The sequence below is a fragment of the Desulfosoma caldarium genome (genome assembly GCF_003751385.1).
In the GTDB taxonomy this organism is placed as follows: Bacteria; Desulfobacterota; Syntrophobacteria; order Syntrophobacterales; family DSM-9756; genus Desulfosoma; species Desulfosoma caldarium.
The window spans coordinates 1-17,652 of record NZ_RJVA01000001.1; the positions used below are offsets into that span (position 1 = coordinate 1).

Annotated in this window: 15 protein-coding genes and 1 other RNA gene; all 16 read right to left on the reverse strand. The window is 55.5% G+C overall.

All coding sequences use genetic code 11. The features are described from left to right. Positions 1-207 precede the first annotated feature (207 nt). Complete coding sequence (tyrS, locus tag EDC27_RS00005; RefSeq protein WP_245994104.1) at positions 208-1,494, reverse strand: tyrosine--tRNA ligase; 1,287 nt, start codon at positions 1,492-1,494, stop codon at positions 208-210. 37 nt (positions 1,495-1,531) lie between these two features. Further along, positions 1,532-3,079, reverse strand: a complete 1,548-nt coding sequence (gene rny, locus EDC27_RS00010; protein ID WP_407923336.1) for a ribonuclease Y — start codon at positions 3,077-3,079, stop codon at positions 1,532-1,534. Between the two features lie 256 nt (positions 3,080-3,335). Further along, positions 3,336-3,514: non-coding RNA, 6S RNA (gene ssrS / locus EDC27_RS00015), on the reverse strand. A 402-nt stretch (positions 3,515-3,916) separates the two neighbouring features. Continuing rightward, a complete protein-coding gene (gene glmS, locus EDC27_RS00020) occupies positions 3,917-5,749 on the reverse strand; it encodes a glutamine--fructose-6-phosphate transaminase (isomerizing) (protein ID WP_123288580.1) in 1,833 nt (610 codons plus the stop codon). Positions 5,750-5,884: 135 nt separating this feature from the next. Next, positions 5,885-6,289 (reverse strand): F0F1 ATP synthase subunit epsilon, encoded by a 405-nt coding sequence (locus tag EDC27_RS00025; RefSeq protein WP_123288581.1) that lies wholly within the window; start codon positions 6,287-6,289, stop codon positions 5,885-5,887. Positions 6,290-6,314: 25 nt separating this feature from the next. Next, positions 6,315-7,724 carry a F0F1 ATP synthase subunit beta gene (gene atpD, locus EDC27_RS00030; protein ID WP_123288582.1) on the reverse strand — a complete coding sequence of 470 codons (1,410 nt, stop codon included), beginning with the start codon at positions 7,722-7,724 and terminating at the stop codon, positions 6,315-6,317. Positions 7,725-7,763: 39 nt separating this feature from the next. Beyond that, the gene (atpG, locus tag EDC27_RS00035; RefSeq protein ID WP_123288583.1) at positions 7,764-8,633 is read right to left on the reverse strand and encodes an ATP synthase F1 subunit gamma; all 870 of its coding nucleotides are present in this window, start codon (positions 8,631-8,633) and stop codon (positions 7,764-7,766) included. Positions 8,634-8,667: 34 nt separating this feature from the next. Further along, positions 8,668-10,185 (reverse strand): F0F1 ATP synthase subunit alpha, encoded by a 1,518-nt coding sequence (gene atpA, locus EDC27_RS00040; RefSeq protein ID WP_123288584.1) that lies wholly within the window; start codon positions 10,183-10,185, stop codon positions 8,668-8,670. Further along, positions 10,185-10,736: an ATP synthase F1 subunit delta gene (gene atpH, locus EDC27_RS00045; RefSeq protein ID WP_170161477.1), complete on the reverse strand. Its 552-nt coding sequence runs from the start codon at positions 10,734-10,736 to the stop codon at positions 10,185-10,187. The genes atpA and atpH overlap by 1 nt, the downstream gene beginning before the upstream one ends. Beyond that, positions 10,733-11,314, reverse strand: a complete 582-nt coding sequence (atpF, locus tag EDC27_RS00050; protein WP_123288586.1) for a F0F1 ATP synthase subunit B — start codon at positions 11,312-11,314, stop codon at positions 10,733-10,735. The genes atpH and atpF overlap by 4 nt, the downstream gene beginning before the upstream one ends. Before the next feature lie 44 nt (positions 11,315-11,358). Then, on the reverse strand, positions 11,359-11,784 hold the full coding sequence (locus EDC27_RS00055) for an ATP synthase F0 subunit B (protein WP_123288587.1): 426 nt from the start codon (positions 11,782-11,784) through the stop codon (positions 11,359-11,361). A gap of 238 nt (positions 11,785-12,022) precedes the next feature. Further along, the gene (gene rodA / locus EDC27_RS00060) at positions 12,023-13,138 is read right to left on the reverse strand and encodes a rod shape-determining protein RodA (protein ID WP_170161478.1); all 1,116 of its coding nucleotides are present in this window, start codon (positions 13,136-13,138) and stop codon (positions 12,023-12,025) included. A gap of 4 nt (positions 13,139-13,142) precedes the next feature. Next, positions 13,143-15,113, reverse strand: coding sequence for a penicillin-binding protein 2 (gene mrdA, locus EDC27_RS00065; protein ID WP_123288589.1), 1,971 nt, complete (start codon positions 15,111-15,113; stop codon positions 13,143-13,145). Positions 15,114-15,128: 15 nt separating this feature from the next. After that, positions 15,129-15,647, reverse strand: a complete 519-nt coding sequence (gene mreD / locus EDC27_RS00070) for a rod shape-determining protein MreD (RefSeq protein WP_123288590.1) — start codon at positions 15,645-15,647, stop codon at positions 15,129-15,131. Between the two features lie 3 nt (positions 15,648-15,650). After that, positions 15,651-16,508, reverse strand: a complete 858-nt coding sequence (gene mreC / locus EDC27_RS00075) for a rod shape-determining protein MreC (RefSeq protein ID WP_123288591.1) — start codon at positions 16,506-16,508, stop codon at positions 15,651-15,653. Positions 16,509-16,598: 90 nt separating this feature from the next. Continuing rightward, entirely contained in the window at positions 16,599-17,630 is a 1,032-nt protein-coding gene (locus EDC27_RS00080) for a rod shape-determining protein (RefSeq protein WP_123288592.1), read from the reverse strand. Positions 17,631-17,652 lie beyond the last annotated feature (22 nt).

A 17,652-nucleotide genomic window follows, 5' to 3' on the forward strand; every position in this document is an offset into this window, starting at 1 on the left:
TCAAACTCTCCAGTTTTTCCCTTCAACCACACCCCAAAAGGCGCGGTCCCTTTCTCAATGGCCCAGCACGCTCCTCACTATTTAGTTTTCAAAGAGCAGAGTTTTTTCTTTCTTACCCTTTTGCCTTTGGAGAGTCAAGAGTTTTTTTGCCCTCCCGAAAGGCTCGGCCTATGTAGCAAAAGGCCGATGCCAGGTCAAGGGAAAAAATCAAGGGGCCACGCTCACGCGCCTCACTTTTTTCTTTCCCGCCCGCAACAGCACCGCTCCGTCCTTAAACCAGTCCAGGGAAATGAGCGCATCAAAGCGCTCCAGGCGCCGGCCGTTGACGTAGGCACCCCCTTGCTGAATGAGCCGCCGCGCGGCGCTTCGACTTTCACAGAGACCCGCATCGGCAAACAGTTCAAAAGCCGGGACTCCCGTTTCCATCCGCGAGCGCTCCACATGGACGGTCGGCACCGACCCTTCGTCACTGTCGGCGTCCCTGGAAACGGTGCTGGACGGCAAAAGATTTTCCGGAAGGCGGCGCCCTCCAAAAACCCGTAAGGCCGCCCGGCGGGCGTCCTCTGCGGCTTGCCGGCCGTGCACAAGGCACGTAACCTCATAAGCCAGCACGGATTTGGCCGCATTCAACTGTTCGCCTTCGAGTTGCGAAACCGCATCGATTTCTTCAACAGGCAGCAGGGTATAGAGCTTGAGAAACCGCACCACGTCTCGATCGTCCACGTTGATCCAGTATTGATAGAAATCGTAAGGTGATGTCCTTTGAGCACTCAGCCACACAGCCCCCGCCGCCGTCTTTCCCATCTTGGCGCCTGTTGCCGTGGTCAGGAGAGGAAAGGTGATGCCAAAGGCTTCCTGATGTAGCTTCTTTCGAATGAGGTCGATTCCTGCCACAATGTTGCCCCATTGGTCGTTGCCGCCCATCTGAAGAAAACAGCCGTAGGTCTTGGCCAGATGGTAAAAATCGTAGGCCTGCAAAAGCATGTAGTTGAATTCGATGAAATTGAGCCCGGTTTCCAAGCGAGCGCGGTAGCTTTCCGCAGCCAGCATGCGATTGACACTGAAATGGCGCCCAATGTCTCTGAGGAAATCAATGTATCTCAGCTCCATAAGCCAATCGGCGTTGTTCAAAAGGAGCGCCTTGCCTTCAGCGAAGTCCAGAAACCGGGAAAGCTGGATCTTCAAAGCCTGCACATTGTGCTCAATTTGTTCTTTCATGAGCATCTGACGCATTTCCGTGCGACCACTGGGATCGCCCACCATGCCCGTGCCGCCACCCACCAGCACAATGGGACGGTGGCCTGAGCGTTGCATGTGCACCAGGGCCATGATGGGCACAAGGCTTCCCACATGCAGACTGTCCGCCGTGGGATCAAACCCAATGTAGCATGTCATGGGCTTGCTTAATCGTTCGCGCAACGCCTCCCGGTCCGTGACCTGTTCCACAAATCCCCGTTCGGTTAATATATCCAGTGCATTTTTTACCGGTGTCACCGTTTTCCCCTTCCTCATGCCCAACCGTTAACCATTCTCACTTGGCATACTCTACCGCTCGGGTCTCTCGAATGACCGTCACTTTGATCTGGCCGGGATACGTCAGTTCACTTTCAATGCGCTTGGCAATATCTTTGCTCAGTAGCACCGTTTCCGCATCGCCCACCGATTCATTCTCCACAATGATGCGCAGTTCTCGACCAGCCTGAATGGCGTAGGCCTTAGAAACACCCTTGAAGGACATGGCTATTTTTTCGAGGTTTTCCAGCCTTCGCACGTAGGATTCCAAAAGTTCCTTACGTGCTCCCGGGCGGGCTCCGGACAGAGCGTCTGCTGCCTGAACCAGAATGGCCAGCACACTTTCCCCCGGCACATCCTCGTGGTGCGCAGCTATGGCATTTACAATCTCAGGACATTCTCCATACTTCTTGGCCAGATCCGCGCCAATCAGTGCATGAGGCCCTTCCACTTCATGGTCCACGGCCTTGCCAATATCGTGCAAAAGGCCTGCACGCTTGGCCTGCTTTTCGTTGAGTCCTAGCTCCGCGGCCATGACTCCACACAAGAAGGCCACCTCGCGGGAATGCTGCAGAACGTTTTGGGCGTAACTGGTGCGATACTTCAGTTTGCCCACAAGCTTGATGAGTTCCGCATGGATGCCGTGAACCCCCACGTCAAAGGCCGCCTGTTCCCCGGCGTCTCGAATGGCCGTGTCGATCTCCTGGCCTACCTTTTCCACAATCTCCTCAATGCGCGCCGGATGAATGCGCCCATCGGAAATGAGCCGCTCTAAAGAAAGGCGCGCCACTTCCCGACGGACGGGGTTAAACCCGGACAAAATCACCGCCTCCGGCGTGTCATCGATGATGAGATCGATTCCCGTGGTGGCTTCCAACGCCCGAATGTTCCGTCCTTCTCGGCCAATGATGCGCCCCTTCATTTCGTCGCTGGGCAGATTGACCACTGAGACCGTCTTTTCCACTACGTAATCTCCGGCGTACCTTTGTATGGCCAGCGCAATGATTTCCTTGGCCTTCTTGTCCCCCTGTTCGCGCGCCTCCGCCTCCAGGCGCTTGACCGTTAAGGCCGCCTCGTGTCGCGCTTCATCCTCGATGCTTTTGATGAGCAACTCCTTGGCTTCCTGAGCAGAAATTCCCGACAAGGACTCCAACTTCAGACGCTGGGCTTCAATCAGGTCCTCAACCTCCTTGGATCGCTGCTCAAGATCTCTTTCCTTTTCCTGAAGTTGCTTTTCCTTCTTGGCGATGACACTTTCACGCTTGTCCAAGGCCTCGGACTTCTTCTCCAAGTTTTCTTCTTTTTGTAACAGCCGTTTTTCGAGACTTTGCAGCTCCCTTCGCGTCTCCTTGGTTTCTTTCTCAAAATCCGCCTTGAGACGAAAGATGTTGTCCTTGGCTTGAAGAATCGCCTCCTTCTTGAGGGTTTCCGCCTCCTTGCGAGCCTCTTCCAGCAGGAGTTCGGACTCTCGCCGCTCCTTTTGGGTCTTCCTCTGAAGCATCAGACGCCAGCCGAGGGCGCCTGCGCCCAAACCCACCACGAGCGCCACAAAGGCCACCATAACCATTCCCAACGGTTCCATAGGGCTCCTTTCTCTTTTTAGGCTCCAAAGTTTCGGCGCCTTGGAGCTTGAGCCACATGAACGGCGCTATGAGCGCCGAGTGCAAATGGGTCACCCCACACGAACACTGACGGTCAGATGCATGCGTAAGAGGTTGGCTTCTGAGTCTAGGAAGACCCGCGGGATAAGCTAATACCTTATACCCCTCGGGCGCTCGTGGTCGAGCAGTCGGCAGGCTGGCCTTTGAGGATCATATGAAGGGGATGCCCCCGCTATGTGCCGTGTCGGCAGTCGGTCTTGAACCGATTCAGCAAAGTGGGTGTTCCGTCATGCCTTTAGGCCCGTCGACCAAGCGACGCGCACACCAGCATGAGAGAGAACTCCCTGTTTGTTGGTGTTGGCTCAGGAACGCTCTACCAATCACGGGCACCGCAGGGGCGTATGGAAAACTCTCACCCGGGCTGGATCCTTCGAAGCCCCGCGTCATGATGTTTAGCACTTTAACTCCTTTGGCTCCGTACGGTCCCTCCGCTGTCCCTTGTGCCCGGACACCGGACCCTACCCTGTTCCTCATATCGCAAGATGACCGTACCGTGGCCTTGACAATTTATCTCTGCAAGGCTCGGTACGGCGAAAGCAACAAAAAGCATGTAGGCTTTGCCGCCCGTCGTTCCGCTATCCCGACTTATGGCGCCCCTTCGGGTCACACCCTCAGGTCCAATGTTACGCTGCAACGCCGTCTTTAGTAAACCTCTTAAATTCCACCAGATTTCTCGGCGTCAATGCATTCTATGCGTAGCCTTGGTGGAAAGTCAAGATGAAACTCGAGAAACCTTCGCTTCTTCATTCCACGGTGACGCTCTTAGCCAGATTTCTCGGTTGGTCCACGTCCGTGCCGCGAAGGTCAGCCATATGATAAGCCAGCAGCTGCAAAGGGACGGTGAACACGATGGGAGCCAGCCATGGCGCGGTTTGGGGCACGCAAAACTGAAGCACATCGTCGTCTAGCCGCACATCACGGTCCCCCTCCACAAACGCCAAGACCTTGCCGCCTCGAGCCTTCACCTCCTGCACGTTGGAGAGCATTTTTTCGTAGAGGGGGCCCTTTTGGATAAGAGCTACCACCGGCATCTTTTCGTCAACGAGCGCGATGGGACCATGTTTCATCTCGCCGGCAGCATAGCCCTCCGCATGAATGTAGGAGATTTCTTTCATCTTGAGCGCCCCTTCCAGAGCAATGGGGTAGAGGAGACCGCGGCCCAAGTAGAGAAAGTGTTCCCGGTCCATGAATCGACGCGCCCATTCCCGCAGCGTCTGCTCTGCGCTCAGAACCTCCTCAATCTTTCCAGGTAGCTCCCGAAGTCCTTGAATGTGATAAGAAAGTTGTCGCGGTTGAATCCTTCCAGACAAATGAGCCCAGTGCAAGGCAAAGAGGTACAAAGCCACCAGCTGGGTCGTAAAGGTTTTTGTGGAGGCCACGCCGATTTCCGGTCCGGCGTGCGTGTAGAGGACGCCGTGGGCCATGCGCGCCAAAGTGCTTCCCACCACATTGACCACGGCTCTGCAATGCGCTCCCCTTTCCAGGCCTTCCTTGAGCGCAGCTCGAGTGTCCGCCGTCTCTCCTGATTGGCTGACCACCAATAGTAGGCTGTTGCTGTTGAGAAGCGGTCCTCGGTATCGGAATTCCGAACCAAGATCCACATCCACAGGCACGTGACAAAGTTGCTCAAGCAAATATTTGGCCACAAGGCATGCATGATAGGATGTGCCGCAGGCCACCAAATGGATGCGTTTGACGGTCTTGACCAGGTCTTGTGAAATATTGAGGTCGGATAATCGAAGCCGCTCTTGGTTCAAATCGACGACGCTGCGCAACGTGTCGATGATGGCTCGAGGCTGCTCAAAGATTTCTTTTTGCATGAAGTGCTTGTAGCCAGCTTTTTCTGCGGCCACAGGATTCCAATCCACGGTCTGCACGGTGTGGAAGCGAGGCTTTCCCTCCAGCGTCTCGATCTGATAGCCGTCTCGGCGCAACACCACCAGATCGTCATCTTCCAGAAGAACAATACTGCGGGTGACATGCAAGATGGCGGGAATATCCGAAGCGAGATAGTAGGCCCCCTCGCCAAGACCAAGAATTAGCGGGCTCTCGCGCCGGGCCCCTACGAGAAGATTTGGAGCTTGCTCATTTAGAAAAACTACGGCAAAACTACCTCGCAGTTGGCACAGGGTCGCCCGCACACTTTCCACATAGTTCCCGCACCGGTGCCACTGATCTTCCAGAAGTTTGACAATGACCTCCGTGTCCGTCTCTGAAGTAAACTCGTACCCCCTCGCCAGCAAACGGTCCTTGATTTCACCATAGTTTTCAATTATGCCGTTGTGCACCACGGCAAACGGGCCCGATCGATGAGGGTGAGCATTTTCATCGCTTGGTGCGCCGTGTGTTGCCCATCTCGTATGTCCAATGCCAATCGTGCCCTGGACCGGGTTTTCCGCCAACCTCTTTTCCAGCTGGCTGATCTTCCCCACGCATCGGACGGTTTTGATTCTCCCTCCGAGGTCAACCACCGCGATTCCCGCGCTGTCGTAGCCTCGGTATTCCAAACGCCGAAGCCCTTCGACGAGCAACTCCACGCTGTCTTCCTGACCGATGTAGCCGACGATTCCACACATGAACCGTCTCCTTATTCCTCGTTTCCTGGTCTCGCCGTGCCAGTCATATCATCGGAATCGGCGCCTGTCACCTTTAACGAAAAAACCCCGTCGCGTGACGACGGGGTTTCTAATTTAGAGCTCACTATGTCGAATCTAGCGGCGGGCGGCAACTTTGAGTCGAGTGAGAGCCCTCTGCAGCGCCGCCTGAGCCCTGGCAAATTCCACACGGTCCTTTGCCTCGCGCAAACGCCGCTCCGCCCGTTCCTTGGCCGCCTGAGCTCGAATCACATCGATGTCGGTGGCCTCTTCCGCTGCCGTCGCAAGAATGGTCACCTTATCGGGCAAAACCTCAGCATACCCACCCATGATGGCCACAAACCTCGTGCTGCCGCCGGCCTTAAACCTAAGTTCGCCAATCTTCAACTTGGTTAAGAAGGGGATGTGGTTGGGCAACGCTCCAAACTCGCCATACTCCCCGGGAGCCACCACCATGTCTACTTCTTCGCTCAAAACTTTACGGACCGGCGTAACGACCTCTAACAAAAGTTTTCCTGCCATGTTTGCCCACCGTTCGCTCAGTAGGTTACGCCGCAGCCATCTGTTTGGCTTTTTCGATGGCCTCTTCGATCGTCCCGACCATGTAGAAGGCCTGTTCTGGGAGATCGTCGTGTTTACCTTCCACGATTTCCTTGAACCCTCGTATGGTGTCTTCTAGCTTGACATATTTTCCTTCTACACCCGTGAACTGGGCGGCCACGTGAAACGGCTGGGACAGAAACCGCTGAATCTTTCGAGCTCGACCAACGATGATCTTGTCTTCATCGGAGAGTTCGTCCATTCCCAAAATCGCGATAATGTCCTGCAGATCTTTATACTTTTGGAGAATCTGCTGGACATTTCGAGCCGTCTGGTAGTGCTCTTCGCCAAGAACGTTGGGGTCGAGGATGCGCGAGGTGGAATCCAGCGGGTCCACGGCCGGGTAAATACCGAGCTCCGCAATCTGGCGCGAGAGCACAACCGTTCCATCCAAGTGCGCAAAAGTCGTCGCCGGTGCGGGGTCGGTTAAGTCGTCGGCAGGCACGTACACGCATTGAACTGAAGTGATGGACCCCTTGGTCGTCGAAGTAATTCGTTCTTGAAGTTCGCCAAGGTCTGTACCTAGCGTGGGTTGATAACCCACCGCGGACGGCATGCGGCCGAGCAGCGCCGAGACTTCCGCTCCGGCCTGCGTGAACCGGAAGATGTTGTCGATAAAAAGCAACACGTCTTGGCCTTCCACATCGCGGAAATATTCCGCCACCGTCAGCGCCGACAAAGCAACACGAGCGCGGGCTCCCGGGGGCTCCGTCATCTGTCCGTAGACAAGTCCCGCCCGAGGAAGGACTCCGGATTCTTTCATTTCCAGGTACAGGTCGTTTCCTTCACGGGTCCGTTCACCCACGCCGGCAAACACAGAGATACCACCGTGCTCCATGGCGATGTTATGAATCATCTCCATCATGATAACGGTCTTGCCCACGCCGGCACCCCCAAACATGCCCATCTTTCCACCGCGGGGAAATGGCACCAAGAGGTCGATGACCTTGACACCCGTCTCCAGGACGTTCACCGATGTATCCTGTTCGGTAAAGTGCGGCGCCGGCCGGTGAATGGGCGAATACTCATCCGTCTCGACTGGTCCTAAGCCATCCACGGGACGGCCAACTACGTTGAGCACGCGACCGAGCACCTTCTTGCCCACCGGCATCTGAATGGGCTTGCCCGTGTCTTTTACCGGCATGCCGCGGACTAGGCCGTCCGTCAAGTCCATGGCAATGGCGCGCACCACATTGTCCCCAAGATGCTGCGCAACTTCCAGGACCAAGTTGTCCTCTTCGTCGCTGAGTCCGGGATTGCTCACCAGAAGAGCGGTCAAAATTGCCGGCAGCTTACCCTCTTCGAACTCAACGTCGACCACGTTCCCGATGACTTGCACTATCCTTCCAATATTCATGTGGCCCGATACCTCCTTTGTTATTTTTCGAACCATCAACTACTTCTTAAGAGCCTCTGCGCCACCGACGATGTCCATAAGTTCCTTTGTAATCGACGCCTGGCGTGCCTTGTTGTACGTTAGCGTCAGGTTGTGCACCATATCCTTGCAGTTGTTGGTGGCGTTCTCCATGGCCGTCATCCGGGCCGCATGCTCGCTGACCGCCGTCAGGTAGAAGCAGTCCAGGAGTTGATTGTAGACGTAGTTTGGCAACAAATCGTTCAGAAGCTCTTCATGTGACGGTTCAAAGATGTATTCGCGCGCTTCACCCTCCGCATGGGTCTCGGGAACGACGGGCAACAAACGTATGATCGTTGGTTCTTGCTTCACCATGCTACGAAAATGGCTGTAGATGATGTACACCTCGTCTGCGTCGCCGTCCAAAAACAACTCAATGATCTCCCGCCCAAGCCGAAAGGCGTCGTCATAATTGGGCTTGTTAAGCAAGCCCGTAAGTTCCCTTCGCACGGTGTAGTGGCGCCTGCGGAAGTAATCCCGCCCTTTTCGGCCCGCGGCCGTCAAAGAGACTTCCAGGCCTTCGCGGCGCTTTTGCATGATGAACCGCTCTGCCGTTGCGATTAAATTATTGTTGAAGCTTCCGCACAGGCCTCGGTCTGCAGTGAGAAGGACCAATTCGATTTTTTTGACCTCTTCCCGCGGGGTCATGAGCAGAAAGCTTCCGTCCGGCTCCACCCCTACCACAAGCCTCCCGATGACCTCCCGAAACTTTTCCGCATAGTTTCGGAAGCGCTCCATGTTTTCCTGAGCCCCTCGCAGCTTAGCCGCCGCCACCATGTTCATGGCTTTGGTGATCTGCGAGGTCTTTTTCACTGCCTCGATCTTGCGCTTGATATCCCGAAGGGTCGCCATACACGCCTCTTTTCAGAAAGGCCTCCGCCTCGAATTATCCCTGAAACACTCCAGCAAATTCTTCCAGCACGCTGGCTATCTTCTTGTCCAATTCCTCGCTGATGACCTTCTTTTCCTTAATCTCCTGAAGGATCTCGGGGTACTTTCTTTCCACGAAGGCAAGCATCTGGCTTTCGTAAGCTTGAACCTTCTCCACCGGAATCTTGTCCAAGTAACCACGCGTGCCCGCGTATAGAGACATCACCTGTCGTTCTTCGGGCATGGGCTGGTATTGTGGCTGTTTGAGCAGTTCAACAAGGCGCATACCGCGGTTAAGCTGTTGCTGGGTAGCTTTGTCCAAATCGCTTCCGAACTTGGCAAAGGCTTCCAGTTCCCGGTACTGAGCGAGGTCCAGGCGCAGACGCCCGGCAACCTGTTTCATGGCTTTGGTCTGAGCAGCACCGCCCACCCGTGACACCGAAAGGCCCACGTTAATGGCTGGTCGCACACCAGCGAAGAAAAGACCCGGCTCCAAGTAGATCTGGCCATCGGTAATGGAGATCACATTGGTGGGAATGTAGGCAGACACGTCGCCCGCTTGGGTCTCGATAACGGGCAAAGCCGTCAGCGACCCTCCACCCAGCTGATCGTTCAGCTTGGCCGCCCGCTCCAACAGACGCGAGTGGTTGTAGAAAATATCACCAGGATAGGCTTCACGCGCCGGAGGCCTCCTAAGGAGCAGGGAAACCTGTCGATAGGCAGCCGCCTGTTTCGACAAGTCGTCGTAGATGATTAAGGCATGCCGCCCGCTGTCGCGGTAGTACTCACCCATGGCACATCCGGCATAAGGGGCAATGTACTGAAGCGGTGCAGGATCGCTGGCGCAGGCCGCCACCACAACGGTGTATTCCATGGCGCCATGGCGACGCAGCGTTTCCACGACCTGGGCCACCGTCGACTTCTTCTGACCCACGGCCACATAAATGCAAATGATGCCGCTGTCTTTTTGGTTAATGATGGCATCGACAGCGATGGCCGTCTTGCCGATCTGACGATCGCCGATGATCAGCTCGCGCTGCCCTCGGCCAATAGGCGTCATGGCGTCAATGGCCTTTATTCCCGTGTACATGGGTTCGTTGACGGGCTGACGTGCGATAACACCCGGCGCGATGCGCTCAATGCGCGCAAATTCCGTGGCCTCGATCGGTCCCTTGCCATCCAAAGGATTTCCCACGGGGTCGACGATGCGCCCGATGATCGCATCGCCGACCGGCACTTCCGCAATGCGGCCGGTGCGTCGCACCTCCGCACCCTCTTTGATGTGGATGTCTTCGCCCAGAATGGCGACACCCACGTTGTCTTCCTCCAGGTTCAGGGCCAAGCCGTACATGGGGCCATGATCCGTAGGGAACTCAAGCAATTCCATGGACATGCACTTCTCCACGCCGTAGACGCGCGCGATACCGTCGCCGACGGAGAGGACACGCCCGGTTTCGCTGAGCTCAACCTTCTTCTCGTAGTCCTTGATCTGCTCGCGAATAATTTGGCTGATTTCTTCGGCTCTGATCTCCATTAACCCAACTCACCCCTTTTCAAAGATTCTTTGATTGCCTGTAACTGCGTTCGCACGCTGCCATCGATGACCAGATCGCCGATACGAGCCACAGCACCTCCGATGAGACTTGGATCTTGCTGGAACTCGACGACGATCTTTTTTCCGGTCAATTTGCTCAGGGTTTCCGCAATCTTGGCTATGGCCGCATCGTCCAGCTTCACGGCCGCACTGAGCTTGGCGCGAGCCACATTGAAGTGCTCATCCGTCAGCCGCTGAAAGTACTGGGAGATTTCCGGTAAATACCGAATTCTTGCCTTCTCCACCAACAGCGTGCCGAAGCTGCGCAGCACGGGACTCATCTCGGCCTTTTCCGCCAGGGTGCGAAACACGGATTTCTTCACATCCTCTGGGTAGAGCGGGTTAGCCAGAGCATCCATGATCTCCGGCTGCTGGTCGAGGAGCTGCGCAAGCCCTTGCAGCTCTTGCCCGTACTCGCTCAGCTTCCCATCCTCTAAGGCGAGATTAAACAGAGCCTTGGCGTATCGTTTGGCGACAATCAACTTTTTCACTTTGCCTCCACCGCCTTTGTGATAAATTCATCAATCAAGCGATCCTGGTCCTCGGGCCTGATACTCTTTTTAAGAAGATCCTCCGCCGCATTGACAGACAGCTCGGCGATCTCCTCTTGCAGGCTTTCCTTGGCCGCCTTGATCTCCTGCTGAATGGCGAATCGGGCCTGTTCCTTGATGTAGTGGGCCTCCTTTTCCGCCGCCTCAATGATCTTTTGCTTCTCCGCCTCGCCTTCCTGAATATATTCGGCCAAAATCTGCTCGGTCTCTTGGTCCAAAGCCGCCAGCTTCGCTTGATACTCCGCGGCCTTGGCCTCCATTTCCTTCTTCTTCTCTTCCAGCTCCGTCAAAAGCCTTTGAATGTTTTCCCGTCGGGACGAAAAGAAATTGGCCACGGGCTTTTTTAGCAGCTTGATCAGAATGGCAACCATGATGGCAAAATTCATCAACCGCAAAAAGAAATCTTTCCACGGCAGCCCCGCCGCCTCATGCCCTCCGGCTGCCGAAGCGAAGGCTGCAGTTGCCACACCAAAACTCACTGCCACCACTGCCGTCAACGTCGTTTTCCATCCCTTCATTGATCGCCCCTTACCGTCAAGATACCCCGGCTTTCTTCAACGCCCTAAAGACTGCGGCCAAGAATGCGCTGAGCCATATCTTTGGAGAAAACCTGAATTTGGGCCTGAAGTTGCGCCCGAACCTGGCCGATTTCTCTTTGAATTTGCTCGCGCACCGCCTGCACTTCCTTAGCCGCCTCTTCCGCGGCTTGACTCAAAAGATCTTTTTCCACGCGATACGCGGCTTCTTTCAGCTCCTGCACCTTTTCGCGGCCAGCGGCCCGCGCCGCCTTGAGGCGCTCTTCAAATTCTTGAATCGCCCTTTGGGCTTCCCTTTCCGCATTATCGATGCCCGCCCTTTGCTTGCTGATCAATTCGTTTCTCTGGGCTACCAGCCGCCGAATCGGCCTATAAAGCACCAGATTCATGAGCACCAGCAACAAAAGAAAGTTGGCCATTTGAATGAACAGTGTCACATCGACGTTGATCATGATCCCCCACCCTCACTCTTGATAATCTCTTGCTGGCGGCCGTGCCGAGTTCCCTTTTCGGCCACCATGACCTTGCTGTCATAGATGCTTCGCAGTGGGTTTTGCCATTTATTCCGACCGGATCTAGGTCCGGAGCCTTCTGATGGTGGAGTGCATAGCACACCTGAATGGTCTTGGCAAGGGAAAAAGTAAAAAAAATCACAATGCACCAGCCGGGATTTTGGCGTGCTTCAGCGGATTACTTGGGTCGGTAGGCGTAGCGGCGCATCGACACGCTTTCAATGAGCCCCACGGCCGCGCATAGGCTCAGCAGCGAGGATCCTCCGTAGCTGACAAAGGGCAAGGTAATGCCCACCACGGGAAGAAGCCCGATGACCATGCCGATGTTGAACAGGGCCTGCCACATGATCAGGGCGCTCATGCCCACCACCAAAAACATTCCAAAACGGTCCTTGGCGCGCACGGCAACGCGAAAGGAAGCGCAGATGAACAGAAAAAAGAGCGCAATCATGACACTGCATCCCCAGAACCCCCATTCCTCGGCCCACACGGAAAAGATGAAGTCCGTATGTTTTTCGGGTAGGAACCGAAGCTTGTTTTGTGTCCCCTTGAGAAACCCTTTCCCCCAGAGCATACCGGATCCCACGGCCACTTTGGATTGAATGGTGTGATACCCACTGCCCATGGGGTCCCGTTCCGGTGCGATGACGGTCCGAATCCGATCCCTTTGATATTCTTTTAGCCCGTAATGCCATAGAGGGTACACGCTGAGCACACCGGCCAGGGCCACCGCTATGAGGTATCGCCAGCGAATCCCCAGCACAAACACCATGGTGAAGGCGACGGCCAGCAGGCACAGGGTGGTCCCCAGGTCCGGCTCCACCACGATGAGAAGGGCGGGCGGAAGCACCAAGCCTGTGGCCCGCAGCAGTTGTTTGATAGACGGATAGGGCTCAATGTCCTGAGCCGAAAAGGTTCGAGCCAACTGCAACACCAGGGCCAGCTTCATGAATTCTGAAGGCTGGAGATTGAACCCCGCGATGGTCAGCCATCTTCTGGACCCCTTGATGCCTTCTCCTGCAAGAAGGACCACGGCCAAGGCCGCCAGGGTGGCGAGGTAGAGCCATGGGGCTACTTTTTTGAGCTTTTGGTAATCGACCAAAAGAGTACACAGGAAAACGAGGCATCCCAGGGCAAACCACATGAGCTGTTTGATAAAGAGGTTTCGTGAAGGATTCAGCTGGATTTCCGTGTACAGGGCGCTGTAAAGGGAAGCCAGCCCCAGGCACGAAATGGCAAAAAACAAGAACACGATGCTCCAGTCAAAATATTCCACCAACCTTCGATCCATCATGGCACTAGTCTCTGTCCTCGTCGACGGTTTGAACCTGGGCGCCCTCACGCCCTCGAAGCTCGGGATAGGTCTTTTGCAAATACCTGCGGAGCACCTTTTGGGCCAAGGGAGCAGCTCCCGAAGATCCATGGCCTCCGTGTTCAACAATGACCGCGACCACAATTTCCGGCCTTTCCGCCGGGCCATAGCCCACAAACCATGCGTGGTCTTTTAGATGCTCGGGCAGAGCCCGCTGGTGAACCTTTCGGTTCACGTTTTCGCCCATTTTGACCACTTGTGCCGTCCCGGTCTTCCCTGCCAGGGCCACTTCCCTGAGAGCGATGCCATGAGCGGTGCCACGCGCTTCGTTGACGACGCCCACCAACCCTTTCTTGACGATTTCCAAGGTGTCCTTGCGCACAGCAAGCCTTCGGCGCACCTTGGCTTTCACCAGGTCTCGCTCCCCATCATCCGCCGCTTCGAGGCGTTTAACCAGCTTGGGCGTCCACAAAGTGCCTCCGTTGACCAGCGCCGCATAGGCCATAGCCGCCTGCAGCGGGGTGACTTGATCAAAGCCTTGTCCGATCGAGATGGACAAGGTCTCCCCTTTCTGCCAGGGAATGCCCACAGCCTTAAGTTTCCAGTCTCTTGTGGGAATGATTCCCGCCCGCTCTGACGGAAGCTCGATCCCACTCAACTCCCCGAGCCCAAACATCTTTGCATAGGCTGCGATAGTATCCACACCGAGCTTCATTCCCACGGTGTAGAAATAGACATCGCATGACTCCACGATGGCCCGATGGGCATCGACCGAGCCATGCCCCGTATCCTTCCAACATCGGTAACGACGTCCGGCGAAGAGATAATATCCTGGGCAGAAAACGACACTGGTCGGGTCCACCACGCCTTGTTCCAGAGCCGCCACGGCCACAAAGGGTTTATAAATGGATCCGGGGGGGTAGGCTGAAGACACGGCACGATTGAGCAACGGGTGGCTGGAATCCGAAATTAGCTTTTTCCACTCCTCGGGCGTCATCCCTCGAACGAACCGCTCCTGATCAAAAGTGGGGCTGCTGGCCAGGGCCAGAATCTCTCCCGAATTGGGATCCACCGCCACAATGCTTCCCTTTTTTCCTTCTAAGCATTCTTCCGCAGTTCTTTGAAGGTCCAGATCAATAGTCAACCACACGTCTCTTCCGGGAATCGGCAGATTCTCCTGTAGCGAGCGAATATGACGTCCCAAAGCGTCCACTTCCACCTGCCGCCAACCACTTTTCCCTCGCAGAAAGGTCTCAAGGGATTTCTCAACGCCTCCCTTTCCGACAAACTCACCTGGTTGATACCCTCGATAGGCCTCTTTTTTGAGTTCTTCCTCGGAAATCTCTCCCAGGTAACCCACCAAGTGCGCGGCCGTGCCGCTGAACTTGTAGCCGCGACGCGGCACCACCTCCACGTAAACGCCCGGCAGCCGCAAACGCCGCGCTTCCACCTTGGCCACGGTATCCCGGTCAATATCGGCGATGAGCCGAATGGGTTCAAAACCCCTCTTGCTTTTGTTGGCCTCTAGGACAGCTTCCAGTTCGGCCAAGCCCTTCCCACTCAAAACACTCAAGGTTTCAAGAACATTGTGCAACGTCTCGGGGTCTTTGACATCTTCGCGCACCAACATAAGGTGAAAAGCTGGACGGTTTTCCACAAGAGGCACGCCGTAGCGATCAAAGACGATGCCGCGAGGCGACTGAATGGTTTCGGTGCGAATGCGGTTATTTTCAGAGCGATTTCGGTAGTAGGACCCTTTCACCACCTGCAAGTACCATAGTTGCAATAGGTACACCAGGAAAACGGCTAGGGCAAAGAGCACCACAAGGCGAAATTGGCGTTCAAAGACGGCGCGTTCGTTGCCTTCCCAGGCAATAAGTTGAAGGCCGTGGGCGTCGGGCGGCGTTTTGCTCGAATCGTTTGTCCTCTTGGCGTGGTTCATTCCAAGGCGCCACATCTCTGTCTGATGCCTTTAGCGAACTCTCTTAGTCAAGATCCACTGAACGGGAAGCATGATGAAAGGAGCGGCCACCATGGAAAAGACGGTTTGGGACGCCGCAGCCGGAAAGCCACTTGCCGCCTTGGACAAGCCGCCCACAATCAAGACCGACACTAGGCTCTGCACCAGCACTCCCACACCGACCAACAGCATCCGATAGACCATGGATTCCGTGTCCATTTGCCTGCTCCACACGCGATGCAAGAAGAGCACGAGCAGATAGGATGCGCCATGGGCACCCCACAGGCGCCCTTGAAAGACATCACTCACGTAGCCCCAAAAAAAACTCCACACAATGGCTCCCCAAAAAGGAAACCGCCTTGCAATCTCAACGCACACGGCCACCATGAGGTCTGCCCGCGTCCACGCCCGCGGCAAGCCGGTCATGAGAACCGCCTCCAGCACAAAGATCATCAGGGAATATCCTAAAAAAACGAGAGCCATCGCCCCCCAAGGCTCTCGCTCTTTCTGATAAATTCCCCCCATCTGCATGTTTTATTCTTTCGACGTCCCCTCCAGCCATAGCGCCGGAAATTTGGGCAAAGTCTTGAGAATCAGGACTTCCTGAAGGACACCGAATTGCACCGTCGGAACCACAATGATTTGTTGAAAGAGGGTAGCAGGGTCCTTTCTGACCTGCTTGACAATGCCCAGGCGCAATCCAGCGGGAAACAATCCATCCTTTCCCGAGGTGACCAAGAGATCTCCAGGCCGCACCTCCTGATTGCTTCGAACGTAGCGCAGTTCGCAGGTTTCGGTGTCCAACCCTCCGAGAACACCTCGAACCCTGTTGCGCTGCACCAAAGCGTCCACAGCGCTGTCTCGATCAGTCAACGAAAGCACTCGAGCGTAATGATCCGACACATCCAGCACATGGCCCACCACCCCTTCATCGCTCACCACGGGCATGTCGGTGCGCACGCCCTCTTTCAGACCTTTATTGACGATGATGGTTCTCGACCAGCCGGTGGTATTTTGGACCACAACCTCGGCCGCCACGGATTCCACCTGAAGACGGTCACGAAAGTCCAAAAGGCGTCGCAACCTTTGGTTTTCCACAAAAGCTTCCTGATATCGCACCAGCTCGCTTTCCAGGAGGGCGCGTTGTTTTTTCAAGATCTCATTTTCCTCTTGCACATGGCGCAGGGTTACATAGCGATGCACCCAGTTTTCTATGGCTTGTGTACCCTTTCGGGCAGTAAGCAGGAGCGGGGCAAGGGTTTCCACAACCGCCCTCTGAACCATATCCATTGGTCCAAGGGGTCTAAAATTGAGCGACAGGACGTAGAACATCGCTCCTCCCATCATCACAAACACGGCCAGCCACCGCATTCGGCGCAGCCATTCCGGCATAAGCCACTCACCTACGGGCTAATTCAAAGAGAATCGAGAAGAATCCTCGAAGTGGGCCCCTTTGACCGTTTCTGCGATTTCAGGTACCCGTTAACCGAGAACCTCCTTGAGGATTTCGATGTCCTCCAAAGCCTTTCCGGATCCGAGCACAACGGTCGCCAAGGGGTCATCGGTCAGCACCACCGGTAGGCCCGTTTCCAACCGAAGCAGATGATCCAAGTTGCGCAAAAGAGCGCCCCCTCCTGTCAGCACGATGCCTCGATCCACAATATCCGCCGCCAATTCGGGTGGTGTTTGTTCCAGAGCTGTCTTGACCGTCTCTACGATACTGTCGATTTGTTCCTGAATCGATTCCCTAATCTCGTCCGAGTTGATTTCGATCGTCTTGGGAATGCCGCTCACCAAATCTCGCCCCTTGATGGCCATCGTCTCTATTTGCCCCGTGGGGTACGCATTGCCCAGGGTGGTTTTGATGAGTTCGGCGGTTCGCTCGCCGATGAGCAGGTTATATTTGCGTTTGATGTGCTGCAAGATCGCCAGGTCCATCTTATCCCCACCCACGCGCACCGAACGGCTATAAACGATTCCAGCAAGGGAAATCACGGCCACCTCGGTGGTTCCTCCGCCGATGTCCACAATCATGTTGCACACCGGCTCCGTAATGGGCAATCCGGCTCCGATGGCCGCCGCCATGGGTTCCTCGATCAGGTAGACCTCGCGCGCTCCTGCCGATTCGGCCGACTCCCGCACCGCACGCCGTTCCACCTGCGTGACGCCCGAAGGCACGGCCACGATGATTCTCGGGCGCACCAGACTGCGCCGGTTATGAACCTTACGGATAAAGTAGCGCAGCATGGCTTCGGCCACTTCGAAATCCGCGATTACACCGTCTTTCAAGGGTCGGGTGGCTTCAATGGTCCCTGGCGTCTTTCCCAACATCAGCTTGGCGTCTTTGCCTACAGCCACCACTTGGGTGCTTTGGCCGGCCGTGCGCTTAACGGCCACTACGGACGGCTCACAAAGCACGATCCCTTTACCCTTGACATAGACAAGGGTGTTGGCTGTGCCCAAATCGATGGCCAAGTCGTTGGAAAACCACCCTAAAATTCGATTTACGAGCATAAAATCATCCTCTCTGTGCTAG

Excerpts from the sequence above, each read along its gene's own strand:
- mrdA (WP_123288589.1), bottom strand. The coding sequence starts at position 15,113 with ATGTGGCGCCTTGGAATGAACCACGCCAAGAGGACAAACGATTCGAGC.
- glmS (WP_123288580.1), bottom strand. The coding sequence starts at position 5,749 with ATGTGTGGAATCGTCGGCTACATCGGTCAGGAAGACAGCGTGGAGTTG.
- EDC27_RS00055 (WP_123288587.1), bottom strand. The coding sequence starts at position 11,784 with ATGATCAACGTCGATGTGACACTGTTCATTCAAATGGCCAACTTTCTT.
- rny (WP_407923336.1), bottom strand. The coding sequence starts at position 3,079 with ATGGTTATGGTGGCCTTTGTGGCGCTCGTGGTGGGTTTGGGCGCAGGC.
- mreC (WP_123288591.1), bottom strand. The coding sequence starts at position 16,508 with ATGCCGGAATGGCTGCGCCGAATGCGGTGGCTGGCCGTGTTTGTGATG.
- mreD (WP_123288590.1), bottom strand. The coding sequence starts at position 15,647 with ATGCAGATGGGGGGAATTTATCAGAAAGAGCGAGAGCCTTGGGGGGCG.
- rodA (WP_170161478.1), bottom strand. The coding sequence starts at position 13,138 with ATGATGGATCGAAGGTTGGTGGAATATTTTGACTGGAGCATCGTGTTC.
- EDC27_RS00025 (WP_123288581.1), bottom strand. The coding sequence starts at position 6,289 with ATGGCAGGAAAACTTTTGTTAGAGGTCGTTACGCCGGTCCGTAAAGTT.
- atpF (WP_123288586.1), bottom strand. The coding sequence starts at position 11,314 with ATGAAGGGATGGAAAACGACGTTGACGGCAGTGGTGGCAGTGAGTTTT.
- atpG (WP_123288583.1), bottom strand. The coding sequence starts at position 8,633 with ATGGCGACCCTTCGGGATATCAAGCGCAAGATCGAGGCAGTGAAAAAG.
- atpD (WP_123288582.1), bottom strand. The coding sequence starts at position 7,724 with ATGAATATTGGAAGGATAGTGCAAGTCATCGGGAACGTGGTCGACGTT.
- atpA (WP_123288584.1), bottom strand. The coding sequence starts at position 10,185 with ATGGAGATCAGAGCCGAAGAAATCAGCCAAATTATTCGCGAGCAGATC.
- EDC27_RS00080 (WP_123288592.1), bottom strand. The coding sequence starts at position 17,630 with ATGCTCGTAAATCGAATTTTAGGGTGGTTTTCCAACGACTTGGCCATC.